We start from the raw sequence: 26,984 nt of genomic DNA on the forward strand, positions 1-26,984 counted from the left end.
CTTCACGAGGAGGGCTCGCCCGGTCTCGCCGACGCGAGCAACATGCCCGAAATGTGGAGTTTCAGTGGAGGGACAGGAGGATGGTTTGCACGAGCGTGTCGACGAAGGCGACAGTAGCCTGCTCGACCTTTCCGGGGCTTCGCTCCGCGACATCGCGGCCCTCGCGGCGGAAGACCCGTCCGTGTTCGGCCAGGCGGTGAAGAGGGCGCTGACCCAGAGTGGGGCGCTCCTCGGGTTCCAGCAGAGCATATGAGATCCTCCACCCTCGACACGGACTGCAGCCATCGCCCAGCGGCTGTGTAACGGGAGGCGACCGGTATGCGACCCCATCAGGCACGGGAGCGCGAGCACGCCCCCCGCACGGTGAGTCGTGGCATGACCGCATCGGTCATCGGCATAAACTTTCGCCATACGTCGGACCGGGCTCCGCCGGGCGACCGCACGTCCCTTGAGAGGAGTCGGCAGCATTTCTGAGCAGCCGCCATCTTCTCCACGGCAATCGCGCACCCGGCCCGAGCCTCTCCTCACCGTTACCGCTCCGCAATGCGGCCGAAAGCCATTCGCGCAGCTCCGCGACGACGAGAATTCGAGCCCCGCCGAAACCTCCTGCCGTAAGCCGATCCTGCTTGCAGGGCCCCCATTTCGAATGGGATGGCTGCGATGACCGTCAGCGTGATGGCCCATTATGTCGATCAGCAACCATACGTCGGCGCCCGCCCTTTTCTGGCGGCGGAGGCCGGCCAATTCTTCGGACGCTCCGAGGCGGTGAGCGCACTCGCCGAGCGCTGGCAGCGCCATCGGGTGAGCGTACTCACGGGACCGCCTGGATCGGGCAAGACCTCGCTCCTGTACGCCAAGCTCGTCGACGCGGCCAGCGCCGCTGACGTCCTGCCCGTGGGTCGGCCCGTCGGCCCGCCGCCACCCGCGCTCGCCGCGCTTCCCGGCCACAACCCGTACACGCTGGCGCTCCTGTCGTCCTGGTCGCCCTCGACCCCGCAGAACCACCTCGCCGGACTGTCTCTGTACGAGTTCCTGCGCTCCGACGGCTGGACCAACCGCAGGCGCGGCCGAAGTGGCCCGCTCCTCGTCGCGATCGACCAGGTGGAGGGCGTCTTCGAGCGCCATCCCCGGCTCGACCCCTACCGCGCGGGCTTCCTCGACCAGCTCCGCGAGATCGTCACCGAGCTGCCCGACGTCCACCTGCTCCTCTCCGTCCGTGAGGAGGGGACAGCCGCCCTGGAGGCCGCGCTCGGGCGCTTCGAGTCGCCGTACCACCTGAGCCCGCTGACCATGGACGAGGCCGTGCAGGCCGTCAAACGTCCCGTCGAGGGAAGCGGCAGATGGTACGACGAGGGCGTGGCCGAGCAGCTCGTCACCACGCTCGCGGGCCGGCGGCAGTCCGTGGATCCCGTGCTCCTCCAGGCTGTCTGCTCGCGGTTGTGGGCGGCGCTGCCCGCCGAGGCGACCGTCATCACCGCCCAGGATGTACGCGCTCATCCCGGCATCGACCGCTCGCTCCGCGAGTTCTGCGGCCAGGTGATCGCCGACGTGGCCATCGACCACCACGCCTCGACGTTGCGTCTGGCGTCCTGGCTGCAGCGTGCCGCCGCCACCGGCACGAGCATCGCCGCCGGCGACGACGATGCCGCCCGCGACGGCTTCCCGCGCAGCGTGCTGCAATCGCTCCAGGACCGTTACCTGCTGGCGGCGAGCCACGGCTCCTACCAGCTGCACCATGAGCTCCTTGCAGGCCCCCTCACGAGACTCGACGTCACAGAGCTGCGCGCCGGCGACACCACTCCTGCCCGTCACCTGTCGGCGGCGGAGTCGGCGCTGTTCCGGGGCGACCTCGACGCCGCCGATCAGAACGCGGGCACCGCTCTGGCCGCCGCCGGTGAGGACGACCTCCCGCTCCTCGCGGAGGCCGAGTCGAGGCTCGGCGACGTCGCTCACCTGCGCGGCGACTACAAGCATGCCTTGGCCCACTACCGCGCCGCCGCGTCACTCTTCGAGGCCCTGCAGTACAACACGGCCGTGGCCAATACGCTGGCCGCCATCGGCCACGCGCTCCTGGCTCAGGGGCTCGACGTCGAGGCCGTCGAGACCATGCGCTCCGCCGTCGGCCGCCTGCCCACCGACCTCGCCCTGCAGACGGAGCTCGGCCGTACGCTGTGGCAGGCCGGCCAGGGCCGGGCGGGAGTGACCGTGCTGACCGACGTACTGAACACCGACTCCCGCACCTCGGAGGCCCTGCGGACGCGCGGCGAGATGCTGGCCGACCTCGGCCAGTCGGAAAAGGCGCTCCACGATCTCAACCAGGTGCGCCGATACCTGCGGCCGGAAGGCCGCGCCGCCCGCGCGCTCGCCCTCGTCGGAACCGGCAACTCCCGCGACGCGGAAGAGGACATGGAGGCCGCGCTCCAGGTCGGCGCCCAGAACGGGCCCGCCCTGCTGTACGCCGCCCGCGTACGGGCCCTGGGCAGCAACCAGAGTGGCGCCGCCGACCTGGCCCGCAGGTCCCTGGCCGCCACCGCTCCCGCGCTCGCGCCCCACCAGCGCGCGGCGGCCCTTCAGCTCTCGGAGATCGGCCCCACGAGCTCGTCGCCCTCGCCCTGAGCGCTGACGACCGCCTGACTGAAGTCGTCGACGCACCGATCCAGCCGATCGAACGACGGACGCTCCAGCATCTGCCCGCTCACGAACTGGCCGTCACCGTCGTAGTTCATCCTCGTGTGCTGGGTGGCCTGGCTGGCCAGCCCGTAGGCGGCCGTCGCCAACGTCCGCGCCGTCCGCGCCGCCTGGCCCGGCGACAACACGGCCACGCGGGAGGCGAGATCCCCCACGGACGCGGCCTGCTCCTCGATCGCGGAGAGCCTGGTGTTCATGTCCTCCCAGCCATGCTGAGCCGCGACCTCGATCTGTAACCGGAGCTTCAGCACCCCGCCCAGCAGGTCGCCGAAGGCCTGCTCGCGCGCCTGCTGCCGTTGCTCCTCACGGCGGCGCCGCGCTTCGCGCTCCTCCTTTCTGGCGTTGGCCCTGTTGGTGAGCGCGACCCCGCCCAGAGCGCTCAGCGCGCCGATGATCCCACCCACCGCCGAGATGATGGCCGTCACAACGGAGGCATTCATACTGCGAGTCTGTCATCGCGACGGCGCATACGAGCATCACCGTTCGCCGCTAGGGGGCGGCGCTCTGCTCAGAGCCTGCGGTTCGTCGCTCGACGCGAACTCGTCAGCGCCCGGCCGCGAACGGCGGGAGGGCGCGGGAGATGGCGCGGGCGCTGGTGCGTACGAGGTGGGCGAGTGCCTGGGTCGAGGCGGTGCCGTGGTGGACGACCAGGGATACGGCGGCGACGACCCCGCCGTCGAGGTCGTGGATCGGGGCGGCGACGGACAGGGCGTCCATGGTGACTTGGCGGTCGCTGACGGCGTAGCCGCGGGCGCGGGTGCCGGCGAGGGCCGCGCGGATCTGGTGGGCGGTGGTGAGCGTGCGCTGGGTGTACCGCTCGACGGGGCGGGCCAGGACTTGTTCCTGCACGTCGGCGGGGGCGTACGCGAGCAGGACCAGGCCGACGCCGGTGGCCGTGAGCGCGAAGCGGCCGCCGACCCTGGTGAGCACCGGCACCGCGCCGCTGCCCGCGATTCGTTCGACGAACACGACCTCGGTGCCCTCCCGCACGGCCAGCTGCACGTTCTCGCGGGTCACCTGCGACAGGTCCTCCAGATACGGCAGCGCGGCCTCACGCAGGCCCAGCCCGCGCGGGGCGAGCGAGCCGATCTCCCACAGACGCAGGCCGATGTGGTAGCAGCCGGCCGGGCCCCGTTCCAGCGCGCCCCAGGCCACGAGGTCTGCCACCAGCCGGTGCACAGTGGAGACGGGCAGCCCGGAGTGCCGGGACAGGTCGCTGAGCGTCAGCGACCGCCGATCGGGAGTGAACGCGCCAAGGATCTGCAGGGCGCGCGCCACGACCGGCCCGGTCTTCACGGCGGCTGACGGCATCGGCGGCTCCACGATCAGAGCTCCACAAGTCAGAGCTCGAGGACCAGCTTGGGGCAGGCGGCGCGGGAGACGCAGACGAACATCACGTCATTCGCCGCCTTTTCTTCGGGGGTGAGGAGCGAGTCGCGGTGGTCCACGACACCGGCGAGGACAGGAGTCTCGCAGGTACCGCAGGTGCCCTCCCGGCACGAGGTCAGGACGTGTACGCCCGCCTTCTCCACAACCTCCAGGATCGACCGGTTCGGCGGCACCATCAAGGTAAGACCGGAGGCAGTCAGCTCGACCTCGAACGCACCGGTCATGTCCGGTGCGTTCGTGTCTTTCGAGGCGAAGCGTTCCACGTGCAGCGGCCGGTTCGCGCAACGCGCCTCGACGGCCTCCAGGAGCGGGGCGGGGCCGCAGCAGTAGACGAGGGTGTCCATGGGCTCCTCCGCCAGGAGAGTGTCGAGGTCGAGCAGGCCGTACTCGTCCTGCGGCCATAGGAGCACGCGGTCGCCGTGGGTGGCACGCAGGTCGCCGGCGAACGCCATCGACGCCACTGTGCGGCCGCCGTAGGCCAGGCGCCATTGGGCGCCTTCGACGGCGGTGATCATGGGAAGGATGGGAGTGATCCCGATCCCGCCGGCGATGAACAGGTAGCGAGTAGCGGGGTGTAGCGGGAAGTTGTTGCGGGGGCCACGGGTCAGGATCGTGGCGCCCGGGTGGAGCTCGTCGTGCACGTAGGCCGAGCCGCCCCGGCCGTCGGGCTCGCGCAGCACGGCGATCCGCCACGTCGTCCGGTCGGCCGGTTCGCCGCACAGCGAGTACTGGCGGACGAGGTCGCCGCCGCCGAGCACCAGGTCGATGTGCGCACCGGGCGTCCAGACGGGCAGCTCTTCACCGGCCGGATCACGCAGTTCGATCGCGACGACCCCCTCGGCCACCTGCTCACGCGCCCGCACGACGACCTTGCGCTCGGCCGCGCCACATACGCCCCCCACTGCGGTCATCGGGTCACCCCCGCACCGGAAGGCGCCGCTGGGCCGTGTGCCTGCTCTAGGGCTGAAGCGACCGCAGGCGGGCCGAGGGCCGGTTCGGGGAAGTGGCCGACCGGATGGGAGAGGAGCCATTCCCACACCTCGATCGGCCCCTCGGCGATGTGGGTGGCGCCGCAGTGGCACATGCCCCGCAACACATCGTCACCCGGCAGCCACACCACTCGGAGCACCTCACGCCCGGTGAGTACGCGGGTCGGTTCCATGCCCGTCACACCCGGCTGCCGAGGCCTTGCCGAGCGAGCCTGGCCAGCATGCGCCGCGCCGCCAGCCCGCCGGTGTCGATGTTGATCGACAGCTCCTGACGTCCCTCCGGCTCGGACGCGATCACTTGCTCCAGCACGTCCAGCGCGGCCACATCCTGCAGCACCACGGTCCGGTTGTTCTCAGCGAGGAAGTCCGACACACCCTGGTCGGCCAGGGCGAAGTCCCGCGCCACGGCCCAGAAGTCGTGCGTGGTGTGCTCGGTCTCGGGCGTGATCGCGTACACGACCTCTACGTGGAAGGCGTCCGGGTCGGTGCCGTCGGCGTTCGGCAGCACTCCGGGCGGCGCGATCCGCGAGTGCAGCGTGTACAGGCACGGCGGCGTATATTCGATGTCCTGCCACCGCATGATCCGCCCCGTCAGCCCGGTGGACTTGGCGTAGAACGGCGGGCACTCGGCGTCGTCCATGTGCCGGCTGACGTACACGATCCCGGCCTCCTCGTCCACCTCGGTGGTGATCGGGGTGGCGGCCACCTCGGGGGTGCCGATGTACCCGCCGTGCAGGTACGTCTCGTGCGACAGGTCGAGCAGGTTGTCCACCAGCAGCCCGAACCTGGCCTTGAGCGGCTCCATCCCGGACACGGTGGTGTAGTCGGGCGAGCCCAGCCAGGGCGCCCGCGGGATGCGGGTGGCGTCGGCGCTGACCGGGTCGCCGATCCAGACCCAGACGAACGAGTCCTGCTCGACGACCGGGTAGCTCTTCAGCCGGGCGGTCCGCGGCACCCGGGTCTGGCCGGGGACCGCCACGCAGCCGCCGTCGGCGCCGTAGGTGAAGCCGTGGTAGCCGCACACCACCTGGTCGTCGACCAGCCGGCTGGGCGGCTCGGACAGCGGGAACCGGCGGTGCACGCATCGGTCCGACATGGCGGTGACGGTCCCAGCGCGGGTCCGCCAGAACAGGATGGGCTCATCGCAAATGGTGCGGCTGAACAACCGATGGCCGATCTCGCGGCCGTACGCGGCGACGTACCACTGATCGCGGGGGATGAGTGACATGGGCGGCTCCTTCAACAATGGAGCGATGGTGACCCGGGTCACCGGCGCCGCGGAACGGCGGTTTCCGGATGCCGGAAAACGAATGTCCCTGGAACCGCAGGGTCCCGGAGCCTGAGCTTCTGGATCTTGCCGGAGCCGGTCTTCGGCAGGTCGTCGACGAAGGTGACGTACCGGGGGATCTTGTACTTGGCCAGCCGGGTGAGCAGGAACTCGCGCAGTTCCTTCCCCGTGACGGCGTGCCCGGGACGGGTCACCACGAACGCGTGACCGGTCTCCCCCCAGGTCTCGTCCGCGACGCCGACCACCGCCGCCTCGGCAACCGCGGGATGCTCGAAGAGGACCGCCTCCACCTCCGCCGGATAGACGTTCTCGCCGCCGGAGATGTACATGTCCTTGAGCCGGTCCACGATGTACAGGTGCCCCTCCTTGTCGCGGTAGGCGACGTCGCCGGAGCGGAACCAGCCGCCCTCGGCGAAGGCCGCGGCGGTGGCCGCGGCGTCGTTCCAGTAGCCGGGGGTGACGTTCGGACCCTGGATGAGGACCTCGCCGGGCTCGCCCGGGAAGGCGTCGGCGAGGTCGGCCCGGACCACACGCACGTCGGCGAAGAAGACGGGCACGCCCGCCGAGCCGACCTTGCGCGTGCTCTGACCGGCCTCCAGGAACGTCGCGCCTGGTGAGGTCTCGGTCATCCCGTATCCCTGGCAGAACACCAGCCCCCGCTCCTGGTACGCGTGGATCAGCGCGGGCGGGATCGCCGCTCCTCCGGACATCAGCGTTCGCAGCGAGGACAGGTCCGCCCCGGCCCAGCGCCGCGATGCGGCGAACGCGGCGAACATCGTGGTGACCCCGAACATCCACGTGACGCCGTACTTCTCGATCAGGTCGTAACAGGCGTCCACGTCCCACGACGGCATGATCACCGATCGGCCGCCTTTGGCGAAGGTCGGCAGCAACGTCTGGTTCAACGCCGCCACGTGGAACAGCGGGGCGCTGACCAGCGTCGTCTCGTCGCCGGTCACGTCCACCCCGATGAGCATGTTGTAGGTGTTCCAGATCAGGTTGGCGTGGCTCAGCGTGGCGCCCTTGGGCCGGCCGGTGGTGCCGGAGGTGTAGAGGATGAGCGCGATGTCGTCCTGCGCCACCGGCACGTCGATCGGGGCGGGATCCCCCGCCGCCAGCCAGCTCTCGTAGGCGTCGAGCGGGATGATCTCATCCGGACGCGGCGTGCCGGTCAGCGCCGCCACCACGTCCGCGCACTGCGGCGCGTGGATCAGGACCTTCGCGCCGCAGTGCCCCAGCATGTAGTCGATCTCGGGCGCCGCGAGCCGGAAGTTCAGCGGGACGAAGATCGCGCCGAGCACGTGCGTGGCGAACATGGTCTCGGCGAACGCGGTGTGGTTCGGCCCGAGGTAGGCGACCCGGTCCCCCGCCCGCACGCCACTGTCCCGCAGCCGCGCCGCCACCCGCGTCACCCGCTCGTGGACCTCGGCGTAGGTCAGGGAACGGTCCTCGAAGACGAAGGCCGTGCGGTCCGGCGACATCATGGCCCGCCGCGCCGGCCAGCCACCGATCCCGGAGTTCTGCATGAGCGTACCTCTCGCGTCAGGACGTGGCGGTCTTGGCGGTCTTGCCGGTCTTGGAGACGACCGGCTCCGCGAGATCACCGTGGCTGGTCTCCTTGAGCGCCAGGGTGCAGACCACGGACAGCAGGCACGCGGCGGCGATGACGGCCGAGATGACCAGGGTCCCGCCGCCGCCGTTGGAGGCCTGGATCTGGGCGAACACCACGGGAGCCAGCCCGGCGCCGAGCCCGGCCAGCTGGTATCCGAGCGACGCTCCGGTGTAGCGGGTGCGGGTGCTGAACAGTTCGGTGTAGAGCGCGGCCAGCGGACCGTACATCATCGGGTGCACGACGGCCTGGCCGAGGACGAGCGCGGCGGTGAGCAGCCCGGCGTTACCCGTGTTCACCAGCGGGAACAGGGCGAACGCGAAGACCGCCATGATCAGCGCGCCGGTCAGGACGACCGGCCGCCGCCCGATCCGGTCGGACAGTGCCGACCAGCCGAGGATGCCGAGCACGGCCAGCGCCGATGACAGCGTCAGCCCGTTCAGCACGGTCTGCCGCTCGAAACCGGCCCCCACACCGTACGCGATGAGGAACGTGGTGAGTGTGCCCTGCGCCACGAACGCCGCCAGCCCCACGCCGACCCCGAGCAGCAGCGTCCTGGGCTGGTCGCGCAGCACGTCCAGCAGGGGCGCCCTGGAGGCGCGCTCCTTGACGGCGGCGCTGAACACCGGGGTCTCCTGCACCCGCGTCCTGACGAACAGGCCGATGGCGAGCAGCACGATGCTGATCAGGAACGGTATCCGCCAGCCCCATGCCAGGAAGGCCTCGTTGCCGACGAGAGCGACGGTGCCGCTCAGCGCGCCCGTGGACAACACCATCCCGAACGGCGCCCCAGCGTTGGTGAAGCCGGCCCACAGGCCGCGGCGGGCGGTGGCGTGTTCCGCGGACATCAACACCGCGCCGCCCCACTCGCCGCCGACCGCGACCCCCTGCAGGACCCGCAGCAGGACGAGCGCGATCGGGGCGAGCACCCCGGCCTGCGCGTACGTGGGCAGCAGCCCGATGATGAAGCTGGCCGCGCCCATCAGCACCATGGTCAGCACCAGCATGCGCTTGCGCCCCAGCCGGTCGCCGAAGTGGCCGAACACGACGCCGCCGATCGGCCTGGACAGGTAGCCGGTGGCGAACGTGCCCAGGCTGGCCACCGTGGCGACCAGCGGGTCGAGGTTGGAGAAGAAGACCTTGTTGAACACGAGGGCCGACGCCGTGGCGTACAGGAGGAAGTCGTAGTACTCGATGACGCTGCCGAGGAAGCTCGAGGCGACCGCGCGGCGCAGCTGGACGGGATTGGACATGAGTGGGGGCTCCTCACATCTCGGAAGGGAGGTTCAGGCGTAGTGCCGGTAGACGGCACGGGCGACGCACGCGGGCTTGGCCGCGCCGTCAATCTCCACGGTGAAGTCGAGCGACATCTGGACGCCGTCGCCGGGGACGTCCTCGACCTCGGCGACCTTGGCGGCCAGGCGGATCTTGCCGCCGACCTTGACCGGTCTGGGGAAGCGCACCTTGTCCAGGCCGTAGTTGATGCTCATCCTCATGCCCTGGATCTCGAGCAGCTCGTTGAAGAGCGGGATGAGCAGGGCGAGGGTCAGGTAACCGTGCGCGATCGTGCCGCCGAACGGGCCGTCCTTGGCCTTCTCCGGGTCGACGTGGATCCACTGGTGGTCGTCGGTGGCCTCGGCGAAGAGGTTCACCCGGTCCTGTGCGATCTCCTGCCAGCCGGTGTAGCCGAGGTCCTGCCCGGCCAGCACCTTGAGCTCGGTGAGACCGTTCGCGACGGTGGTCATGACTGTGTCTCCTTGGGGGTGAGGCCGAGCAGGCGCGCGGCGTTGCCTTTGAGGATCTTGGGGCGGACGTCGGGCTTGATGTCGAGCTTGGCGAAGTCCGCCAGCCACCGATCCGGGGTGATCACCGGGTAGTCGGAGCCGAAGAGCACCTTGTCCTTCAACAGCGTGTTGGCGTACCGGACGAGCTGCGGCGGGAAGTACTTCGGGGACCAGCCGGACAGGTCGATGTACACCGACGGCTTGTGGGTGGCGACGGCCAGGGCCTCGTCCTGCCAGGGAAACGACGGGTGCGCCAGAATGATCTTCAGGTGCGGGAAGTCCACGGCCACGTCGTCGACCAGCATCGGGTTGGAGTACTTCAGCCGGACGCCCGCCCCACCCGGCACACCCGCGCCGATGCCGGTCTGGCCGGTGTGGAACAGAGCCACCGCGCCGAGCTCCTCGATCACCTCGTAGAGGGGATAGGCCATCGGGTCGTTCGGCGCGAAGCCCTGGATGCTGGGGTGGAACTTGAAGCCTCGCACCCCGTACTCGGTGACCAGCAGGCGGGCCTCGCGTGCGCCCGCCCGGCCCTTCCACGGGTCAACGCCGGCGAACGGAATGAGCACATCGGGGTGCTCGGCACAGCTCTCGGCGATCTCCTCGTTGGAGATGCGGGGGTGGCCGGTGGCGTGCTCGGCGTCCACGGTGAAGACCACCGCGGCCATCTGCCGCTCCCGGTAGTAGGCGGCCAGCTGCGCGATGGTCGGCCGCTCGTGCGCGCCGAAGTAGTCCGCCGACGCGCCGAACAGCTCCGGGCTGAGCGAGCCGTGCCCGTCCTTGGAGACCTCCGCGTGGGTGTGGACGTCGATCGCGACCAGCTCGTCGATGTTCATGACGTGAGGGTCTTCGGCGCGGGGATGCCGTACGTCTCTGGCTCGGCGCCGACGCCGGTATCCCAGGAAGCGGCGATGGCGTCGGCGGACCAGCCTCCGTCGGCGTACGCGACGGCCTTCTCCTTCGGGTGCGACCAGAGGGCCAGCTTGTCGCCGCCGATGCCGACGGCCTGCCCGGTCACGCCCGCGGAGGCGTCGGAGGCCAGGTAGACGATGAGCCCGGCCACGTCCTCGACCGTGCCGAGGCCCTCGTCCTTGCGCAGCCGGTCCGGCAGCGGGCCGCCGGTGCGCTCGGCCTCCTCCAGAATCGGGGCGAAGGCCGGGATCGTCTTGGTCATCTCAGTGGCCGCGACCGGGACGACGGCGTTGACCGTGATGTTCGCCCTGGCCAGCTCCATGGCCCAGGTGCGGGCCATGGCGACGATGCCGGCCTTGGCGGCGGCGTAGTTGGTCTGGCCGAAGTTGCCGCGCTGACCGGCCGGCGAGGAGATCAGGATGAGCCGACCGCCCTCGCCCTGTTCGCGCATGCGGGCCGCGGCCGCGCGGGCACAGGTGAACGTGCCCCGCAGGTGCACCTCGACAACCGCGTCGAAGTCCTCGTCGGACATCTTCCACAGGACCCGGTCCCGCAGGATGCCGGCGTTGGTCACCATGACGTCGAGTCGGCCGAACTCCTTGACCGCCGCTTCCACCAGCCGCTGCGCGACCTGCGCCGAGCCGACCGCGCCTGCCTCGGCCACGGCCTTGCCGCCCGCGGCGACGACTGCCTCGGCCACCTCAGCGGCCGCCGCGGCGTCCACGTCGTTGACGACGACCGCCGCTCCGGCGGCGCCGAGCGCCTCCGCGTAGGCCCGGCCGAGACCGCGACCGGCCCCGGTGACCACCGCCACCTTGCCCGACAAATCCATCTATTCCACCCAAACAAGCTAGAAGTCAACCGACGCGGCAACGTCGCCGGGCACCACGTTGGGCACAATTTCAACCTAAGTCAAGAGTTTGCCCGACATTGGCCCGGTCTACGCCCATGCCTGTGAAGCACGACGCCCATGCCTGTGAAGCACGACGACCATGCCTGTGCAGCACGACGACGAGCAGGACCAGCCGCTGCAGGGCAGGTTGTGGATCGCTCCCGGAGCCAAGGACGCGGAGTCGATGCCGGCCGCGCTGGGCCTGGGCGACAACGTCGCCGTGCTGCTACGAACCCGGCGCCGCGACGCTCGCCACGTCCGTGCTCGACGAGCTTCCCCTGCGCCCGTAACGCATACTGGGCGCGCGGATCAAGTGGCGTATGTCGGCTACAAGGATCGCAGCGCCTGGTATGCCAGCCACCCCAAGAGCCTGTGCGTCCGCGAAGATGATCTGCTCGACCTGGTGCATGAGTTCTTCGCTGCCCGCGTCTTCAGCGCTGCTCGCATCGAGGCTCTATGCCGCGAGCTCCCTCAGAAGCCCACGCACGGCGACACCCGCGCGGATCGGCTCACGACGACCGCATGCTGGACACGACCGAGGACCTCCAGCGCAAACTCTTCGACGCCTTCAACCTCGAACTCCGCTACCACGCGGACACCCGCGAAGGGCTCATCCGCATCACCGTCAAGGAGGACAACTTGCCCGCAATCAAAGCCCTGACCAGCAAAATCGCCGACCCTCTGGAAGGAGGGTCGGCGCCCGATGATGTTTCCCTATTCGTCCGGGTCGCGTTGCACACCGGGGTCCGGATCGAGGAAGCGGTCTCGGCGGAGTTGTCGGCGCTCGGGTACGAGCGGGGCCTACGGATACTGCGGATCACCGGCAAGGGCACCAAGCCGAAGAAGCGCCGCCTCCCAGCGGAGACCGGCTACGCGATCGACCGGTACCTCGAGGATCGGGCGCGCCTAGCTGGCGTCGAGGTGTCGCAGCTCACCGGGCTGATCTTCGTGACAGACACCGGAGGCCGCTTCTACCGGTCGTCGACGTCGGCCCTGGTGACGCGCATCGGCCGTCAGGCCGGGATCCTCGCGAAGGTCACTCCGCACGTGCTGCGGCACACGTGGGCGTCGCTGGCTGCGGAGCTGGGCGCGGACCCGTTTGAGATCAAGGAAGCACTTGATCACGAGTCAATGGACACAACCATGGGGTATGTGCGCTCCGGACGCCAACTGGAAAGAGACCCTTCCCAGTTGGTCGCGTCGGCTCTGGAATGACGAAAGCTGGTGACCCATCGTGAAGGAATCACCAGCTTTCGCCTCCGCCGCAACTCATCGCGCTGTCACCCGCACCAGCGTGCGCCCAGGGCGATCACGGCATCGAGGAGTGCAGATCCGGTGGCCTCACCCGGTTCAGTGCCGCTGGTGACGTCGAACGCGTCATGACAGCGACGCGCTACTGCACCTGATCGACGTCTTCGTTAGCGAGGGCAGCGTTGAGCCGGATGAGGGCGGCCATATAGTCGTCCCTGTCAGGGTGACCCTGCGGGTTGGCGTCGGCCGCTAGCTTTGCGCATTGGTAGCCAGTTCGTCGTGCGCGTGCATGCGGGTAGTTTGCGACGAACTGGGTCGACGTGAGAGGCGAGCGTCTCGCCAGGTCTCAGCCGCGATCTTCCACGCGGCGCCAACCAGGTTGCCGCGCCGATGACATCAGACGATAGATCCGGACGCAGGAGTTCAGCACCTGACCAAACCGTCAAAACGGGCGGGGGCAAGCCTCCCGAAATCCTTGTAATATCCAGACTTGAGCGTGTAACACCCGCTGTCTTTGCCATTGGCAAAGACGAACTTGACGTACTTGGTGGTTGAGCAGGTATTGCTGGCTCTCGCCATCCTCCAGAGTCCGTCACTCCAAGTCTTCCGCTCGACGCAGTCGGCGACTGCGTCCAGGACCGTCACGTCACCCTCCTTGGGCGATGGAGGTTCTGCGGAAGCTGGACTCGGGCTGGCGAGGACTAACGCACTGGCAACCAGAGCGAGTGGCGCGGCCATCTTGCGCATTGAGCCTCCTCTGCACTTGAGCTGTTGACGCGAACGACGCTAACAAGAACCGGTATGTCGTAGGTATGTCGCGGCCTGAAGCACACTTCGGCACTGTGCGCTCTATGGACGCTCGGTGACACAAGCCCTGCGATGTGGCAATTGTCGCTGGGTAATGACCTCATGGCGCAAATGCCAGGCTCCAAGATCATTAAAATATTTTTTAGAACACTTGTTCAGGACTATACGGGCCGCCCTAAGGGAGGATCGCCGTGGCGTTGCGCCCTCCATTTCAGTACTACGGCGCCAAGGGCAGGCTGGCCCCTTTCCTGGCTGGGCTGCTGGGGCCGCACGAGGTGTACTGCGAACCGTTCGCGGGCAGTGCCGCGGTGTTCTTCGCTAAGGACCCCATCCCGATCGAAACGATCAACGACATCAACGGCGACCTCGTGTGCTTTATGAAGACGCTCCGAGACCGGCCCCGCACCCTGATCAGGGCGATCGAGTTCACGCCGTACGCCCGCGCCGAGCACCAGGCCGCCGAACTCGGCGACACGCCGCCACGGCGCTGCGCTGGCATGCAGCCCGGCTGCGGGAGGCGTTCATCGAGAACTGCGACGCCTTCGAGCTGATCGGCCGCATGGACTCGCCGACGACCGCGATGTACGTGGACCCGCCCTACCTCCGCTCCACGCGGAACATCTTCGGGTCCGGCCACTACGTGCAGGAGATGGACCGCGAGCCCGAGCACCGCCGCCTCCTGGAGGTGCTCGCCGCATGTAAGTCCGCGATCGTGCTGTCCGGCTACCGCTCGCCCCTGTACGACGAGCTACTCGCCGACTGGCGCCGCATCGACTACCGCGTCCGCGCGTCCAGCTCCGACGAGCGGCGGCACGCGGTCGAGTCAGTTTGGGTCAACAGGTAGCGCCGGCTCAAGTACGCTCCCGTCCTCCGAGCATAGTTCGGCGTTGGTCTCCTCAGTGAGCTGGCATATGGCCAAGCGAAAAGAGTTACCGCAGCCTCAGTTGGCTTGCAGCACGTCCCAGCGTTGATGCCATCGCCGGAGTCGTTCCACACTTATCGCGGCGTGATCACTACCCGGGTTCCGCGGCCGGGTGCCGCCGATGCTGGCCAGCCATGCCTGGTGGTGGGTGCGGACGTCGTCCCGCACCCACGACGCCGGTGCCACATAAAAGTCCGGCGTCTCACCGGTGAGATCAACGAAAATGACGGCGTCGGCATCCTCGACGGTTGGACGATCCGCGTAGGTCTGCCACGGTGATCCAGGTTGCCTCCTGGAGAGGACCTGCACGATGCGGCATCCACCGATATACGCGTCCTCGGGCCAACGACCGAGAGGTTCCGGTTCGTCCGGCTGACATGAAGGTAGTTGCCCGGCATCTCATAGGTGAAGGGCAGGCCGGTCATCGTGCGGAACTCCTGTCCGACGTAGGCCCGGATGCGAGCCCACACGCCCTCGACATCGCTCATGACCACCATCATCCATCGGCTCGGGGCCCAGGCCATCAGCCTGGAGTCGAAGGTGCGCCTGATCCACCCGGAGTGGGATGACTACCAGATCACGGGCGAGGTCAAGAGGTTGCGCGACGAGCTCGGGCTGACCGTCCCGGATCCGGACAGGCTCGACGACGTTCTTGTCCCGGATGCGGACGGCGAGGACTGACGTGAGCACTGCGGCGGCCGAGGCTCTGGCGCAGCAGGACCTGGAGCAGATCGAGGCCGCTCTCGACCACGCCCGCGCCGTAACAGCCATCTACTACGACGCGGAGCGGGAGCTGCTGCGCGTCGTGTCGGAAGCGCTGGTCGCCCGGCTCGGTGAGCCCGAGTGGGAAGGGGTTCGCTTCGCGGAGCTGCGGGAGCTGCGGGAGCTGCGGGAGCTGCGCCGCCAGGCCGACCGTGTGGTGCGCCGCCTGGAGCGGCTGTCGGAAAAGCTCGTGACGGCCGGCGTCGACGGGGCCTGGCGCCGCGGCGTGCAGCGCGCGATGACGGACCTGACGCATCTCGGGAACGCGAAGCGGATCGGCCAGGGCCAGGGTGTTATTGAGCTGGCCAGGCAGACGGTGCAGCGCGTGCAGAGCGTCCCTATGGGGGCGTTGCGTACGACGCAGGACGTGTTCTCTCAGGTGGTTGCACAGGTGTCGGCCCGAGCGCTGACCGGCGCGGAGAGCAGAGAGCAGGCGACACGGCGGGCGCTGGACATGTTCGCACGCAAGGGCATCACCGGTTTCACGGATTCGCAGGGCCGGTCGTGGTCGATGGGAACGTACACCGAGATGGCCGTCCGCACGGCGATGGCACGCGCGGCCGTGGACGGTCACCTGGCCACGCTGAAGGAGAACGGCGTCGATCTCGTGATCGTGTCCAGACTGCCGTTCACCTGCCCGAAGTGCGACTTCTGGGAGGGGAAGGTCCTCACCCAGTCAGGCCGGATCGGCTGGCGTCAGGAACTGTCGTACGTGTCAGACGAGATGGTCGATGTACTCGTGGAGGGCACCGTCGAGCAGGCCCGCACGGCTGGCTTGCTGCATCCCGGGTGCGGGCACAACCTCGGCGCGTACCTACCGGGCGCGACGAAGAGGCCGCCGGTGCGCAAGCATCCGGCCGACTACGGCGACTCGCAGAAGATGCGCCGCATGGAGCGGGATCTGCGGGCCGCGAAGCGGCAGGCGTCGGTTGCGCTGGACAAGGAAGACCGTAATCGAGCCGAGCGGCGCGCGGAGTCGCTGAACGAGCAGATCAAGGAGCATGCCAAGGAGTCGGGCCTGCCGATTCGCCGCGATCGGCAGCGCGCCAAGATGCTGCCGCGCAATCTGGAGAAGCGACCGGACGAGGAGCTGGCAGCGCTGCTCGGGCAGCACGCCGACGACGAGGCAGCCGTCAACCGGATCACTCGGGTTCTCGAGCAGCGCGACGACGAGCGCATGGTCCAGCGCGAGCAGAAGGTGGCGGCCGCGGTGGCGGATCTGCCCGACGACTTCGCGCAGGCGAGCGACGACCAGATCCTTGACCTCGTGCGCCACTTCTCCGACGCTGGCGACGGGCCCGCGCTGGAGCGGCTGTTGGACGAGCTGGGCGTGAGCGGGTGTCGGCCACAGACCCGAACTGGTCGTGGCGGGACGACGAGACCGAGGAGGATCGCCAGGTCTCCGACCTGATCGCGGACGGCGTGCACGAGTTCGACGCGTACGGGCAGGTGTATGGGCTGGACCCGGACATGGTGCGGCGTGAGAGCTCCCGGTCGCACGTCGAGTTGCAGCGGCTGCCGGGTGAGCCGCTCGACCAGGTGGTGCGCCGCCTGTATGACGAGTGGCTGGAGACGCAGTTCATCGCCGCCGAACGGTACACGCGCGGCGTCCTTACCAACCGGGCGGGGCGGGCGGCCGGGGTTGATGGCCGCGCCCTGCTGTCCGGGCCGCAGTCCCGCGCCGACCGCTACGCCTCCGACGAGCTGCGCGCCTGGTGGGAGCAGCATCCCCGGATAACGCTGGTGGAGTTCCGGGCGCAGATGCTCGGCCGTGCCTCCGATGTGAAGGCCGCCCGCAGAGCAAGGGAGCAGCGCCGGTGAGCCTGTCCGACCTCGACCGGCGGGCCGCGATCACCACGGCGCGGTGGGCGGCCATCCACGCCCGCCCGATCGCCGAATGCCCGTACGACCCTACAGGCGACGCCCTCAACTCGGCGCTCGCCGTGCTGTGGGTGCGCACCTACCTTAGGTACCGGCCGCCGGCCTGACGCCCTGGCGGTACACTACGCATCGAGCTGGGTCAGTCCATCCATGATCCTCACGCACCCAAAGCCCACTCTTCCCCTACGTGGTGGCTGAGTCGTCGAGTCTCTCTGGGAGTGGTCCTTGCGCGGGATGTGCCAAGGCCGCTGACCAGTGGCGTCCCCTGTGTCCCGCCGTCTGGGTGGGACGGGCATGCCTGGCCTTCGGCGCGGGCGAACTCGCACGTGCTGGCCGAGCTGCCGCCGGGATTCTTCCCGGGGGTGGACGTGGCGGACATCTACACCTTCCCGGAGCGGCACGCCTGAGTCAGCGTCTCCAGACGGTGGCGTCCAAGGTGACGGTGTCCTCGCCGAATTTGATCACTTGGAGCCGGGCGACGGTCCCGCTCGCGGTTCTCACGCAAACGATGTCATCCTTGCGTGCCCCGATCATCTGCCAGCCGTTCCCGTCGTGCGCGGGCATCGCCTCGCACTCGGCGCGGGAGCTCACCTGTCCCGACGCGACATTGAGCTTGGCGTCGTTCATAGGCACGAAGTCGACCTGGGCGTTGTTCCGGTCATCCTCGTCGACGATGTAGGCCACATGGATGTCGATCTCCGCGTCGTCGCCGGTGAGGGACTTGGAGTCGACGTCGGTGTCCTCCAACCAGTCCAGGGTGAGGGGGCCACGGTGGGCGGGAAGGAGCTCGGGAGACGCGGTGACCGTCACCTGGATCGTGGCCGTTTCGCGGACCGTCACGACGGATTGCGGCTCATTGTTAGTGTCAACAGCAGTACAGCCTGCCACGCCTAGAAGGATGGCGGCGACGATCGCGGTTGCTTTTTGGTCCGTACTCACCTTTTGCACGGTAGTTCGTCGTAGGGGAAGGTTGAGTCGCACTTCTTCTGCTCGGTGAAGAAGGGGCTTGGTTCGCTTTTCTCCTCGGTTTCTTGCCGGGCGGACTGCCCTGTGCCGGGCTTTTGGTCGTGTTCGAAGGCTGCGGGAAAGAAAAACGCGAACACCACCAAACCGATAATCCCCGCCACGCGGTTGAATGTCACCGCCCAGCCAGCGGGCTCGTGGGGCTCACGATTCTTGTATTGAGCGGACTGCATCCAATAAGGAGCCTTGGGCACCACCACAAGGAGCAAGCACCCAAGCTCGATGAAGATAATGAGCGTTGTCCACATCGCCGTCTCTCCAGGGTTTGGGCCTCGCCCGTCACAACCCGGGGGCAGTGGGGGCGTGGCCTACAAGTTGGCTCCAGCGCTGTTTGCGCCTGTGCGCCCGAAGCGGGCATACGGATGGCGGGACGAGAGCCACGTCAGGTGAAAGCCAGACACCGTGATTTGGGTTGGTCGATCACGGACTAGTGAGGCAGTCGTCAATCGACTTGTGAGCTGCGGTGAACGGCTGAGACGATCTTGCAATAGGAGGTGAGCGCACGGAAACAACCGCTCCCGATCATGTCCGTGTAAACGAGTACAAGATCGAGAGCGACTGCCGAGGGCGCATCAGCCAACCCACTTGCCAACGCGGTCGACAAAGATTTTGGCTTTGTCCTGATGTAGGAGGCGCGTCACACCACCCAGGATTCGGTGCACTTGAGCGGGCCTCCGTCGAGAATGGACTCATCCGCGCAGCCTTGTAGTGGCGGCCAGCGATGGCCCGGTGCGCATTGGTGTAGGTCGTGTTCTTGATCGACTCGAACCTGCTGTCCCACTTTCCCGTCTTGGGGTTGTAGACCTTCAGCCAGATGTGATGGCTGTCCGCATCGGAGTCCTTGGGTGCGCGAGCCCAGATGTAGGAGTACGACGACCATCTCCTACGCGAAGCTGAATCGTGAACTCTCCCCATTGCCGATGCGGACCGTCTTCGTCTTCAGGTTGCCCACGCCCGTGGCCGCCGTCGGCGCGGCTGAGTTCCAGTAGCTCGCCGCCGATGCGGGGGTTGCGCCCAGCAGAGTAATGCCCGCAACAGCCACGGCTATGTTTCCCAGTCGCATGGTGCCCTCTCATGGGGTGTGTGCCTTGCTGTCGTCAAAAGACCTTAGAGACAGGCGGTATATCGGCGGTATGTTCACGCGTTCGAGAGCGCGAGCGGTCATCTCTGAACTGACTAGCTAGTCCGAGGCGGGCAATACCTCGCCGTTCAGCACGCCGAGGCAAGCCTGCCTGATCTGTTGTTGAGGCCGCCTGGCGCGGGCCTTCCTCATGTCCGGCTCGGGGAGGGCCAACGATGTTCGATCACTTGCCTCGATGATTCACGGGTTTGGGTGGCTTCGCCCTGCGTGCCAGCTGCCGGATTTGTTGATCTTCGATTCGGCTTCTTGGCAGGGGGCTGGGCCGGCGGTCACGCCGGTGGTGCCGGGTTCCACGGGCCGGTTGGGGTCTTGCCGGTCGTAATGTCAGGGGCGGGCTGGTGATCAGGTGGGAGCGGGCAGCGCCAGAACGGATGAGATGGCGCGTTGCGCCTGATCGGCCCAGGGCCAGGTGCAGGGGGTCTTGATGGTGCGTCGTCGCTGGCCACGAACCAGGCGGGCGCTGGTGTGCAGCAGTGTGTAGCGCAGAGTGAACGGTTCGGCGATCGCCAGTTCGGTCTCGCAGCACAGCAGGCGAAACCAGGTGAGCAGGTCACAGCCGATCGCGGCGGCGATGCACCAGGCCTGGTTGATGGCCAGCGACCAGGAGGGCAGGCCGGCCAAACCGGTGTTCTTCCCGCAGCGGATGAAGTCCTCCACCCGGGCATGGACGCGGTGGCGCGCCTCACCCTGCTGCAGCGGCAGCATGGGAGCCGGCGTGTTGGTCGCGATCAGCTGATAGCGCCAGCCGCGCGCCCTCTCGAAATCGGTCAGCTTGGCGCCGGAGGCGGGTTTCTCCCGGCGGACCAGGATGCGTATACCGGCCGGCCAGGTGGCCAGCTTGTCGCCACCGGCCGAATACCGCAGCAGGCCGGTGAGCTCCGCGGCGCCCGCTTCCTCCAGGGGCCGGGCCTGGCCTGCCTCATCCAGCACGCACGACCACGCCTGCGCCGGCAGTGCGGCTATCGCGGTGCGGGCGCGCTGATCGAGGTCGAAGCCGACCGAGTAGTGGGCCCGGCAGCTGCGCGTGTTCAACGTGGTGATGAACTGCAGGAGCTCGATCGTGGCGCCGGCCCCGTCGCAAGTGATGAGGATCCTTCTGCGGTACTTCGGCGGGATCTGCGCGATCGCGGCGGCCAGCACCTCGAGGTGGTCGGCGATGGTGTTGGCGCCGGCGTTGCCCGGACGCAGTTTGATGGCCAGGCACTCGCCGGTGTTGTCGCACCAGACGGTCAGCGGGAACAACCCGAAGCTGCCCTTGAACGTCCCGGCTGCGGCTTCTTTGTCGCTGTGACAGAGCTGGATGGTGGCATCCAGCCGGATCACGATCCAGTCGCCGAGGTCGCCGTAGCAGGTTCGCGAGGCCGGCGCGCTTCCGTGCCGTGCGGCGAGCAACTTCCACACCCGCCGCCGGGCTTTGGCCCGCGCGGTGGCGATCTTGTCTCGCTGCCGGGCGGTCACCTCCGCCAGCGCCCGCCACGCCGTCGATGCCAAGGCCACCGGCCCGAATAACTCGCCCTGGTCCCGCAGGGTGCGGATGTGCCGGATCGCCGTCCCGCCATCGGCGATCATCACACCGAGATCCGTGAACACCTGGCCCCGATCGTGCCTCATCTGACGGCCCCGCACCCGCAACGCGGCCATCAGTTCGCTGGTCAGGCCGGACTTGAACGCCAGCATGCGCAGCCCTGCCGTACCGACGTGAGAGACCACGCCGTGACCGCCGACCGTGACCGCCAGCCCTTGCATCCACTTCGGGATAGTCTGCACGCGAAGAGTGCTCCTCGCTCTGGAAGGTTGTTGATCTCGACAATCCGTAATCTTCCAGATCAGGGGCGCTCTTTGCTGTCTAACCGATCATCCGGTCTGAACTCTCATCAGCCGCCGTGAATCGCCGAGGCTAGTGAGCGTCAACGAGAACGGGCGAGACTCCGTGAGACTGGAGGCCCGCCCGTTCGTACGATGTTCGCCCTGGTCAGCAGCCGGAACCGCTGATCAAGATCGCGTGCCCCCTGTAGGATTCGAACCTACGCACCCGGCTCTGGAGAGCATTACAGGTTTGCTGGTGGGCATGCCCTTGACCAGGGACAATTCACGAATGTCACTCGATCAGGGCCATGGATGGCCCACACATGGCCCACGATTATGCAGCGAGCCTCCTGCTGACGTGGTGTCCAGCGCCACCGGCCAGGTTCAAGCGACATCGCTCGGCGGCGCCTCGTTATCGGTGTACGCCTCAGGATCCTTGGCGACGGCCCGCGCGTTATCCGTGGTCGACGGATGTCGTGCCTGTCTGGTCGACGTGAGCACTTAGTCATTAGGTGGCGGAATCCCAGACGACTACCTGGTTCGCGCCACCAGAGCATGGGGAGGACAACGTGCTGTATGTCGGAGACGGCTGGGCTCAAGACCACGGTTCGCGCTTCGCTCGTGATCCGGCATCCCGATCCCCTGAAGACGGAGCGGAGGACGCGGCAGGCACATCACCCTTGGAGGGCTTACCAGATAGGGTCACTGATGATCACGGCTGGCCGCGGCGCGCTAGCCCAGTTGACGTCCATGGCGACTCCACTGCCTCGCTCGAACACTGCCATCATCGCGGCGATATCGAACCGCTTGCCCTCCTCCGCACAGACCTCTTGCAGGAATTGGATGTCCTCGTCGATCGGGTCATGTGCGAGTGGCCGGTCGGTGATACGGAAGGTGTTCCACGTCATGAGGATCTCGCCGTCGAAGGCGTAGATCATCTCGTGTTGCCCCAAGACGGCTCTTAAAGCCCAGACTCGGCATCCGTCCAAGCTCAGTTCACGGATAGGGCTCTCGTCGTAGAGGTCTGTGTCCGAGAAGAGGAAGTAGCCCTTTTGCTGAAGGTCGACCGACACGGCCAGTCGGCCGTCATACTCTGCCCAGCCCTCCCGGGGATCCATCTCCATGTCGACATCACAGACGCCTAACTTCGACAAGCGTGCGCCGATGGAGTCGACGCTTCCGGGTGCTGGTCCGAGAGTTTGGACAACCAGCCAGTTCATGCTCTCGTCCATCCACTGGTGTTCATCGAGGATGCGCTCATAGCGAGCCAGAGGTTCGTACGCCACGCAAACACCTCTCGGTTGCTCTGGCTGAGGTCAGTGTGTGCAGCTGCGGTGGAAGGCAGGAGACAAACGCTACCCCCGCCCTCCATCCGGTTCTGTCTGCGCGTCGCCGGCCAGCTCGAAAACGACATGATCCTCGGCACGTCCGCCTACAAGAACGGCATCCGCGCCACCGTCTTCCAACCGAAGGTGGACGCCGGTATCGGCTGCCTGCTCGGCGCAACCCCGATGCCCAAGCTGGTGCGCAACGCCTACCTGGACACGCCCGCCACGCAACGCATCGCCGACCGCGCCCACGCGCTACGGGCCAGCACGGGAGCACTGAGCGGACACGCCCTCGGCGAGACGCCCGAGCAGCACGCACCCACCTTCGACCTGCTCGCCGACATCCTGGCCGTGGTCCCGCTGTCCGAGACCAAGGTCTGGAACGAGACGATCGTGGATCGCCTCGCCGAACTGCGGCCCAACATCTACGGCCTGTGGGCGCGCCTGGAGGGCGGCGCGAAGACGGCTCAGCTCACCACGGCGCGCAAGCCGTACGGCATCAAGACCATGCAGGTCTGGGGCACGCCCGAGGGCGGCGGCAAGGGTGCAACCGCATCGGTATCACCCGAGACGACATCGCCACCGCACTCACCCAGCGTGACAGAGGCAAGGCGTCGTAACCCAGCCGATCGCCTCTGGACCTAGAGGCAGACCCCTCTAGGTCCAGAGGCCCGCCTAGAGCCCTAAACGGCACCCGACCTGCGATCTAGCACCTAGACCCCGACCTGCGGAAACTCCGGAAACGGCCCTGGGGGCTCACATAGCCACTGTCCTCGCCCTTCTAGCGGCCTGCCTACTGGCAATCACTCTCAGTTACATCATCGTCTGCCTGGCGTGGCCCCTGGGGCCGATGCAACCGATGCCGCCCCGGCGGCAAGAACCGCACCTGCCGCGCCCGCGACGGCACCGGCATGCGGCCACGCCTCGGCTGGCAGCTCTACGCCTACCTCCGCCGCCTGTACCGCAACGGCACCCACTAACCCCGGCCTCAAGGAAGGAAGCCCGCTATGTCCGGCGAGACCACCATCACCATCATCGGCAACCTGACCAGCGACCCCGAACTGCGCTTCACCCAAGTCTCCCGCGAGTTCGCGAATTCTGAAGCCCGCGTCCGGTTGAACCGGCGAGTGTATGCCCTGGTCGAGCCTATCCATTTCCTTGGGTTCCGGAACTCAAGGGTCGTCGCTTCGATGGCTCGCTGTGAGCGCCGGTAGCCCTTCTCAACCCCGAAGGAGTTCTGTCATGCCTATCGGAGACACCACGATCACACTGGTGGCAATCTCACCGACGATCCCTCGCTGAACTTCTCGCAGCAGGGTGTGGCGGTGGCGTCGTTCACCATCGCGTCGTCGCGGCGAGTTCGGGACCAGGCCACCGGCGAGTGGAGCGATGGCGACACGTTGTTCCTGCGCTGCTCGGCGTTCCGGAAGCTTGTCGAGAACTACGCAGAGTCGCTGACCAGGGGCTGCCGGGCCGTGGTCACGGGGCGGCTGAAGCAGCGCACCTATGAAGATCGCGAGGGCGGCAAGCGGACGGTGTTCGAGGTCGAGGTCGAAGACGTCGGCCCGTCGCTGAAGTGGGCGTCCGCCAAGGTCGTCAAGACGCAGCGTGACCAGGAACCCAGCGCGGGAGCGACCTCCCCGTTGGCGGTCAGCTCTGCTCCCACGGGCGCGGGCCCCGGGCGCCTCAGCGACGCCTCCGTTCTGAACGTGTCCATCCCGGCGGGCGGCGAGCGGGTCGACGCCGTGATGTCCTGGGGGCTTCAGCACGGGCTCCACCTGGTCGCCGCGCTCGACAACGCCCTCGACAGCGCGGCGGGCTGGCGGGTGGAGCTGCCCAGCGGGAGCGCGCTGCGGGTCGACGGCCCGGGCGGCACGCTGTTCGACGGCACAGTGAGGCTCGCCCCCGAGTGGAGGCGTGCCGTCACCGAGCGGGGCGCACGCGGGGTGCTGCTCAGCGTGGGCCTGCGCCTGGGTGAGGCGCCGCGGGGCTGGGCCGACGCTCTCGACCGCATCGCCGCCGTGGGGCGGGCGGATCGGCTCGCCGGAGGCATGGTGGCCGTCGAGCCGTCCTGGCCTCGCCCCGGCCCTCGGTCTTTAACGAGTCAGTAGACCCACGCGAGCTCGGGGCCCGTGCACAGCTGCGCGTCGATCTTGGCTATGCACACCTTGTACTTCACGCCGTCCTTGGCCTCCAACGCCGTGGTGTAGCTGGTGCCGCTGATGTTCTTGTGGAGGTACGTGCCCTGGCCCGCGACTGTGATTTCATACTTGTCGTTGGCCAACTTCGTCGGCTTCTCGATACGGGCCCAGATCCACGTCTTGTTCTTGTACTTGCCATAGCGCATCTGCAGCGTGCCGAAATCGGGCCTATGGCTGTACACCCTGGTCTTGACGCCGGTGGCCTTCGTCGGCGCATCCGACGAGGTGGCCAGCGCTGCGGCTGCGGCCGGGGCCGCGGTAGCCGGGGCCGCCCCGGTGGAGGCGACGATCGCCGCGGTGGCAACTATCCCAGTGAAGGTCCAGATCTTGCGCATTTCAGGTCCCCTCTATAGGTGTTGGACGGGGAGCAACGCTAAGAGAACCCGGTATATCGGCGGTATGCCCTCCGTACGTGGGCCAGCGGGACAGGTTCGGGCCGGTCTCCTCATCATCGACCGCGTGGCGGACGCTGGAGGAGGTGACCTCCCGGCAACGCGACAAGGTCGCGGCTGCGCGGGCCAGGGCCCGGCGGCGGGTGTGGGATCTGATCGAAGCCCGGCAGGGCGGCATTCCGGCCTCGCGGACCTGCTACGGCGACCTGGGCGAATGGGTCGTGATCCGGCTGGATGCCACGATCCAGATCTGTCACAGTGACAAAGAAGCGCGGCCGGGACGTTCAAGGGCAGCTTCGGCTTGTTCCCGCTGACCGCCCGGTGCGACAACACCGGCGAGTGCCTGGCCATCAAGCTGCGTCCGGGCAACGCGGGCGCCAACACCATCGCCGATCACCTCGAGGTGCAGGCGGTCGTGATCGCGCAGATTCCTCCGACACACCGCAGGCGGATCGGAGAACGGCGCATATACCGGTTCCACCAGCGCATAATCGTCCGCGCCGTAGGCACGCGCAAGCTCGGCGCGTTTGGTCTGCGATGACGGCAGCCAGGGCCGCATGAACACCACGCAAGGAGCACCAGCCATGAACGACCGCACACCTGACGGCGCCGCTCTGCTCGACCGACTGCGCGCCGCGCTCACTCGCTACGTCATCCTGCCGAGCCCCGAGGCCGCCGACGCCGTAACCCTCTGGATCGCCGCCACCCACGCCCAGCCAGCATGGGCGCACGCGCCCCGCCTGGTCATCCGCGGTCCGGAGAAGCGCTGCGGCAAGTCCCGGCTCCTGGACGTGGTGGAGGCCACCTGCCACGAGCCGTTCATCACCGTCAACTCCTCCAGCGCCGCCGTCTACCGCTCCATCACCGAAGACTCGCCGACCATGCTCGTGGACGAGGCCGACACCATCTTCGGCCCCAAGGCCGACGGCAACGAAGACCTCCGCGGCTTGCTCAACGCCGGACACCAGCGCAACCGCCCAGCCAAGCGATACGACGCGGCCACCAACCGCGTCGAAAGCATCCCGACCTTCGCCATGGCCGCACTCGCCGGCATCGGGGCGATGCCCGACACCATCGAGGACCGCGCGGTTGTCATCCGCATGCGCCGCCGCGCCCCCGGCGAGAACGCTGCTCCCTACCGGCACCGCCGTGACCGGCCCGCTCTCCGCGACCTGGCCACCGAGCTGAATCTGTGGCTCCGTGCTGATCTGTCCGTAACTGGTCCACAACCCGCGAGCTACAACGAGAACGGGCGGGACCCCGTGAGACTGGAGGCCCGCCCGTTCGTACGATGTTTGCCCTGGTCAGCGGCCAAAGCCGCCGGTCAAGATCGTGTGCCCCCTGTAGGATTCGAACCTACGCACCCGGCTCCGGAGGCCGGTGCTCTATCCCCTGAGCTAAGGGGGCTCAACGAGTGATAAGGCTACCAGTATCGGGCCACCACTCCGCACCACGATAAAGGTCCAGCCACACATCCAAGGAAAACCCCACGTGACCGCGCCACTACGGGTAGCTTTGCGGCCGTGGGCGAGGTTCTTGGCAGGGTACTGGTCGTGGACGATGACGAGGTCATCCGTCAGTTGATCGCGGTGAACTTGAGCCTGGAAGGGTTCGAAGTCGCCACCGCCACCGATGGGCAGGACTGTCTCGAGCGGGTGCTCGATGTCATGCCCGATGTCATCACGCTTGACGTGATGATGCCGTTTCTTGACGGCTGGGTGACGGCGCAGAGGCTGCGTACCGATGAGGCGACCAGCCACATCAAGGTCGTGTTGATCACGGCGCGGGCGCAGGACGATGACAAGCGGCGGGGGCGAGGGATTGGCGTCGACGCCTATCTCACCAAGCCGTTCGACCCGGCGGAGCTCATTGAGGTGGTCCGCGATCTTGCGGCGGGAAGCCGGGTCTGAGCCCCTGAG

Annotated in this window: 32 protein-coding genes, 1 tRNA gene and 1 pseudogene; 15 read left to right on the forward strand and 19 right to left on the reverse strand. The window is 67.7% G+C overall.

Annotation, left to right across the window (positions count from 1 at the left end):
• Positions 1–85 precede the first annotated feature (85 nt).
• On the forward strand, positions 86–253 hold the full coding sequence (locus tag AB0J16_RS34840) for a hypothetical protein (protein ID WP_358547446.1): 168 nt from the start codon (positions 86–88) through the stop codon (positions 251–253).
• Positions 254–660: 407 nt separating this feature from the next.
• Positions 661–2,616, forward strand: a complete 1,956-nt coding sequence (locus tag AB0J16_RS34845) for a hypothetical protein (protein ID WP_358547448.1) — start codon at positions 661–663, stop codon at positions 2,614–2,616.
• Here the strand turns inward: AB0J16_RS34845 and AB0J16_RS34850 are convergent.
• The 10 genes from AB0J16_RS34850 to AB0J16_RS34895 form a co-directional block, all read right to left on the reverse strand.
• A complete protein-coding gene (locus tag AB0J16_RS34850; RefSeq protein ID WP_358547451.1) occupies positions 2,571–3,128 on the reverse strand; it encodes a hypothetical protein in 558 nt (185 codons plus the stop codon). The genes AB0J16_RS34845 and AB0J16_RS34850 overlap by 46 nt on opposite strands.
• Positions 3,129–3,231: 103 nt before the next feature.
• A complete protein-coding gene (locus AB0J16_RS34855) occupies positions 3,232–3,999 on the reverse strand; it encodes an IclR family transcriptional regulator (RefSeq protein ID WP_358547454.1) in 768 nt (255 codons plus the stop codon).
• A 29-nt stretch (positions 4,000–4,028) separates the two neighbouring features.
• Positions 4,029–4,988, reverse strand: coding sequence for a PDR/VanB family oxidoreductase (locus AB0J16_RS34860; protein WP_358547457.1), 960 nt, complete (start codon positions 4,986–4,988; stop codon positions 4,029–4,031).
• Positions 4,985–5,239, reverse strand: coding sequence for a hypothetical protein (locus tag AB0J16_RS34865; protein ID WP_358547460.1), 255 nt, complete (start codon positions 5,237–5,239; stop codon positions 4,985–4,987). The genes AB0J16_RS34860 and AB0J16_RS34865 overlap by 4 nt, the downstream gene beginning before the upstream one ends.
• A 5-nt stretch (positions 5,240–5,244) precedes the next feature.
• A complete protein-coding gene (locus AB0J16_RS34870) occupies positions 5,245–6,294 on the reverse strand; it encodes an aromatic ring-hydroxylating dioxygenase subunit alpha (protein ID WP_358547463.1) in 1,050 nt (349 codons plus the stop codon).
• 38 nt (positions 6,295–6,332) lie between these two features.
• Positions 6,333–7,880: a long-chain fatty acid--CoA ligase gene (locus AB0J16_RS34875; protein ID WP_358547465.1), complete on the reverse strand. Its 1,548-nt coding sequence runs from the start codon at positions 7,878–7,880 to the stop codon at positions 6,333–6,335.
• A 16-nt stretch (positions 7,881–7,896) separates the two neighbouring features.
• On the reverse strand, positions 7,897–9,216 hold the full coding sequence (locus tag AB0J16_RS34880) for an MFS transporter (RefSeq protein WP_358547468.1): 1,320 nt from the start codon (positions 9,214–9,216) through the stop codon (positions 7,897–7,899).
• Positions 9,217–9,249: 33 nt separating this feature from the next.
• Positions 9,250–9,708: a MaoC family dehydratase gene (locus AB0J16_RS34885; protein WP_358547470.1), complete on the reverse strand. Its 459-nt coding sequence runs from the start codon at positions 9,706–9,708 to the stop codon at positions 9,250–9,252.
• Complete coding sequence (locus AB0J16_RS34890) at positions 9,705–10,583, reverse strand: amidohydrolase family protein (RefSeq protein ID WP_358547472.1); 879 nt, start codon at positions 10,581–10,583, stop codon at positions 9,705–9,707. The genes AB0J16_RS34885 and AB0J16_RS34890 overlap by 4 nt, the downstream gene beginning before the upstream one ends.
• Complete coding sequence (locus AB0J16_RS34895; protein WP_358547474.1) at positions 10,580–11,491, reverse strand: SDR family NAD(P)-dependent oxidoreductase; 912 nt, start codon at positions 11,489–11,491, stop codon at positions 10,580–10,582. The genes AB0J16_RS34890 and AB0J16_RS34895 overlap by 4 nt, the downstream gene beginning before the upstream one ends.
• A 582-nt stretch (positions 11,492–12,073) precedes the next feature.
• On the opposite strand from AB0J16_RS34895, the gene AB0J16_RS34900 reads away from it, so the two are divergent.
• Positions 12,074–12,766: a site-specific integrase gene (locus AB0J16_RS34900; RefSeq protein WP_358547477.1), complete on the forward strand. Its 693-nt coding sequence runs from the start codon at positions 12,074–12,076 to the stop codon at positions 12,764–12,766.
• A 459-nt stretch (positions 12,767–13,225) separates the two neighbouring features.
• Here AB0J16_RS34900 and AB0J16_RS34905 read toward each other — a convergent pair whose 3' ends face one another.
• Positions 13,226–13,447: a hypothetical protein gene (locus AB0J16_RS34905; protein WP_358547480.1), complete on the reverse strand. Its 222-nt coding sequence runs from the start codon at positions 13,445–13,447 to the stop codon at positions 13,226–13,228.
• A gap of 353 nt (positions 13,448–13,800) precedes the next feature.
• Between AB0J16_RS34905 and AB0J16_RS34910 the strand changes: the two genes are divergently transcribed.
• Both AB0J16_RS34910 and AB0J16_RS34915 read left to right on the forward strand, forming a co-directional pair.
• On the forward strand, positions 13,801–14,160 hold the full coding sequence (locus AB0J16_RS34910) for a DNA adenine methylase (RefSeq protein ID WP_358547483.1): 360 nt from the start codon (positions 13,801–13,803) through the stop codon (positions 14,158–14,160).
• Entirely contained in the window at positions 14,133–14,453 is a 321-nt protein-coding gene (locus AB0J16_RS34915; protein ID WP_358547791.1) for a hypothetical protein, read from the forward strand. Before AB0J16_RS34910 ends, AB0J16_RS34915 begins: the two co-directional genes overlap by 28 nt.
• Positions 14,454–14,549: 96 nt before the next feature.
• Here the strand turns inward: AB0J16_RS34915 and AB0J16_RS34920 are convergent, their stop codons facing one another.
• Entirely contained in the window at positions 14,550–14,840 is a 291-nt protein-coding gene (locus AB0J16_RS34920) for a hypothetical protein (protein ID WP_358547486.1), read from the reverse strand.
• A gap of 177 nt (positions 14,841–15,017) precedes the next feature.
• Between AB0J16_RS34920 and AB0J16_RS34925 the strand changes: the two genes are divergently transcribed.
• The 5 genes from AB0J16_RS34925 (at position 15,018) to AB0J16_RS34945 (ending at position 17,581) form a co-directional block, all read left to right on the forward strand.
• Positions 15,018–15,212, forward strand: coding sequence for a hypothetical protein (locus AB0J16_RS34925; protein ID WP_358547489.1), 195 nt, complete (start codon positions 15,018–15,020; stop codon positions 15,210–15,212).
• Position 15,213: 1 nt separating this feature from the next.
• Positions 15,214–16,704, forward strand: a complete 1,491-nt coding sequence (locus AB0J16_RS34930) for a phage minor capsid protein (RefSeq protein ID WP_358547492.1) — start codon at positions 15,214–15,216, stop codon at positions 16,702–16,704.
• Positions 16,632–17,114, forward strand: coding sequence for a hypothetical protein (locus AB0J16_RS34935; RefSeq protein WP_358547495.1), 483 nt, complete (start codon positions 16,632–16,634; stop codon positions 17,112–17,114). Before AB0J16_RS34930 ends, AB0J16_RS34935 begins: the two co-directional genes overlap by 73 nt.
• Positions 17,111–17,281: a hypothetical protein gene (locus tag AB0J16_RS34940; RefSeq protein WP_358547498.1), complete on the forward strand. Its 171-nt coding sequence runs from the start codon at positions 17,111–17,113 to the stop codon at positions 17,279–17,281. Before AB0J16_RS34935 ends, AB0J16_RS34940 begins: the two co-directional genes overlap by 4 nt.
• Positions 17,282–17,410: 129 nt before the next feature.
• Complete coding sequence (locus tag AB0J16_RS34945; RefSeq protein WP_358547797.1) at positions 17,411–17,581, forward strand: hypothetical protein; 171 nt, start codon at positions 17,411–17,413, stop codon at positions 17,579–17,581.
• Between the two features lies 1 nt (position 17,582).
• On the opposite strand, the gene AB0J16_RS34950 is transcribed toward AB0J16_RS34945, so the two are convergent.
• From AB0J16_RS34950 to AB0J16_RS34965, 4 genes are all read right to left on the reverse strand, one after another.
• Entirely contained in the window at positions 17,583–18,014 is a 432-nt protein-coding gene (locus AB0J16_RS34950) for a hypothetical protein (RefSeq protein WP_358547500.1), read from the reverse strand.
• 95 nt (positions 18,015–18,109) lie between these two features.
• Positions 18,110–18,445, reverse strand: coding sequence for a hypothetical protein (locus AB0J16_RS34955; RefSeq protein ID WP_358547503.1), 336 nt, complete (start codon positions 18,443–18,445; stop codon positions 18,110–18,112).
• 1,235 nt (positions 18,446–19,680) lie between these two features.
• The gene (locus AB0J16_RS34960; RefSeq protein WP_358547505.1) at positions 19,681–21,105 is read right to left on the reverse strand and encodes an IS1380 family transposase; all 1,425 of its coding nucleotides are present in this window, start codon (positions 21,103–21,105) and stop codon (positions 19,681–19,683) included.
• A 728-nt stretch (positions 21,106–21,833) separates the two neighbouring features.
• Positions 21,834–22,430 carry a hypothetical protein gene (locus AB0J16_RS34965; protein ID WP_358547507.1) on the reverse strand — a complete coding sequence of 199 codons (597 nt, stop codon included), beginning with the start codon at positions 22,428–22,430 and terminating at the stop codon, positions 21,834–21,836.
• 126 nt (positions 22,431–22,556) lie between these two features.
• Here AB0J16_RS34965 and AB0J16_RS34970 point away from each other — a divergent pair, with 126 nt between their 5' ends.
• From AB0J16_RS34970 to ssb, 3 genes are all read left to right on the forward strand, one after another.
• A complete protein-coding gene (locus AB0J16_RS34970) occupies positions 22,557–23,117 on the forward strand; it encodes a hypothetical protein (protein ID WP_358547510.1) in 561 nt (186 codons plus the stop codon).
• A 362-nt stretch (positions 23,118–23,479) separates the two neighbouring features.
• Entirely contained in the window at positions 23,480–23,686 is a 207-nt protein-coding gene (locus AB0J16_RS34975; RefSeq protein WP_358547512.1) for a hypothetical protein, read from the forward strand.
• A gap of 111 nt (positions 23,687–23,797) precedes the next feature.
• Positions 23,798–24,583 (forward strand): single-stranded DNA-binding protein, encoded by a 786-nt coding sequence (gene ssb / locus AB0J16_RS34980; protein WP_358547515.1) that lies wholly within the window; start codon positions 23,798–23,800, stop codon positions 24,581–24,583.
• Here the strand turns inward: ssb and AB0J16_RS34985 are convergent.
• Positions 24,577–25,008 carry a hypothetical protein gene (locus AB0J16_RS34985; protein ID WP_358547518.1) on the reverse strand — a complete coding sequence of 144 codons (432 nt, stop codon included), beginning with the start codon at positions 25,006–25,008 and terminating at the stop codon, positions 24,577–24,579. The two genes, ssb and AB0J16_RS34985, sit on opposite strands and share 7 nt — an antisense overlap.
• A gap of 310 nt (positions 25,009–25,318) precedes the next feature.
• The gene (locus AB0J16_RS34990) at positions 25,319–25,624 is read right to left on the reverse strand and encodes a hypothetical protein (RefSeq protein ID WP_358547520.1); all 306 of its coding nucleotides are present in this window, start codon (positions 25,622–25,624) and stop codon (positions 25,319–25,321) included.
• Positions 25,625–26,165: 541 nt separating this feature from the next.
• Between AB0J16_RS34990 and AB0J16_RS34995 the strand changes: the two are divergent.
• Positions 26,166–26,261, forward strand: a pseudogene (locus tag AB0J16_RS34995) (DUF3631 domain-containing protein); the annotation flags it as partial.
• A 139-nt stretch (positions 26,262–26,400) separates the two neighbouring features.
• On the opposite strand, the gene AB0J16_RS35000 reads toward AB0J16_RS34995, so the two are convergent.
• Positions 26,401–26,472 (reverse strand) — tRNA-Arg (locus AB0J16_RS35000).
• A gap of 116 nt (positions 26,473–26,588) precedes the next feature.
• Between AB0J16_RS35000 and AB0J16_RS35005 the strand changes: the two genes are divergently transcribed.
• Positions 26,589–26,975, forward strand: a complete 387-nt coding sequence (locus AB0J16_RS35005) for a response regulator (protein WP_357647542.1) — start codon at positions 26,589–26,591, stop codon at positions 26,973–26,975.
• Positions 26,976–26,984: the final 9 nt, after the last annotated feature.

Origin of the sequence: Nonomuraea sp. NPDC049750, from assembly GCF_040659625.1 — a bacterium.
Classification (GTDB): domain Bacteria; phylum Actinomycetota; class Actinomycetes; order Streptosporangiales; family Streptosporangiaceae; genus Nonomuraea.

Coding starts and splice junctions, on each gene's coding strand:
- AB0J16_RS34955 (WP_358547503.1), bottom strand. CDS start 18,445: ATGTGGACAACGCTCATTATCTTCATCGAGCTTGGGTGCTTGCTCCTT.
- AB0J16_RS34895 (WP_358547474.1), bottom strand. CDS start 11,491: ATGGATTTGTCGGGCAAGGTGGCGGTGGTCACCGGGGCCGGTCGCGGT.
- AB0J16_RS34880 (WP_358547468.1), bottom strand. CDS start 9,216: ATGTCCAATCCCGTCCAGCTGCGCCGCGCGGTCGCCTCGAGCTTCCTC.
- AB0J16_RS34885 (WP_358547470.1), bottom strand. CDS start 9,708: ATGACCACCGTCGCGAACGGTCTCACCGAGCTCAAGGTGCTGGCCGGG.
- AB0J16_RS34860 (WP_358547457.1), bottom strand. CDS start 4,988: ATGACCGCAGTGGGGGGCGTATGTGGCGCGGCCGAGCGCAAGGTCGTC.
- AB0J16_RS34865 (WP_358547460.1), bottom strand. CDS start 5,239: ATGGAACCGACCCGCGTACTCACCGGGCGTGAGGTGCTCCGAGTGGTG.
- AB0J16_RS34850 (WP_358547451.1), bottom strand. CDS start 3,128: ATGAATGCCTCCGTTGTGACGGCCATCATCTCGGCGGTGGGTGGGATC.
- AB0J16_RS34855 (WP_358547454.1), bottom strand. CDS start 3,999: ATGCCGTCAGCCGCCGTGAAGACCGGGCCGGTCGTGGCGCGCGCCCTG.
- AB0J16_RS34900 (WP_358547477.1), top strand. CDS start 12,074: ATGCTGGACACGACCGAGGACCTCCAGCGCAAACTCTTCGACGCCTTC.
- AB0J16_RS34990 (WP_358547520.1), bottom strand. CDS start 25,624: ATGCGGCCCTGGCTGCCGTCATCGCAGACCAAACGCGCCGAGCTTGCG.
- AB0J16_RS34845 (WP_358547448.1), top strand. CDS start 661: ATGACCGTCAGCGTGATGGCCCATTATGTCGATCAGCAACCATACGTC.
- AB0J16_RS34975 (WP_358547512.1), top strand. CDS start 23,480: ATGTCCGGCGAGACCACCATCACCATCATCGGCAACCTGACCAGCGAC.
- AB0J16_RS34875 (WP_358547465.1), bottom strand. CDS start 7,880: ATGCAGAACTCCGGGATCGGTGGCTGGCCGGCGCGGCGGGCCATGATG.
- AB0J16_RS34985 (WP_358547518.1), bottom strand. CDS start 25,008: ATGCGCAAGATCTGGACCTTCACTGGGATAGTTGCCACCGCGGCGATC.
- AB0J16_RS34870 (WP_358547463.1), bottom strand. CDS start 6,294: ATGTCACTCATCCCCCGCGATCAGTGGTACGTCGCCGCGTACGGCCGC.
- AB0J16_RS34890 (WP_358547472.1), bottom strand. CDS start 10,583: ATGAACATCGACGAGCTGGTCGCGATCGACGTCCACACCCACGCGGAG.
- AB0J16_RS34970 (WP_358547510.1), top strand. CDS start 22,557: ATGATCCTCGGCACGTCCGCCTACAAGAACGGCATCCGCGCCACCGTC.
- AB0J16_RS34925 (WP_358547489.1), top strand. CDS start 15,018: ATGACCACCATCATCCATCGGCTCGGGGCCCAGGCCATCAGCCTGGAG.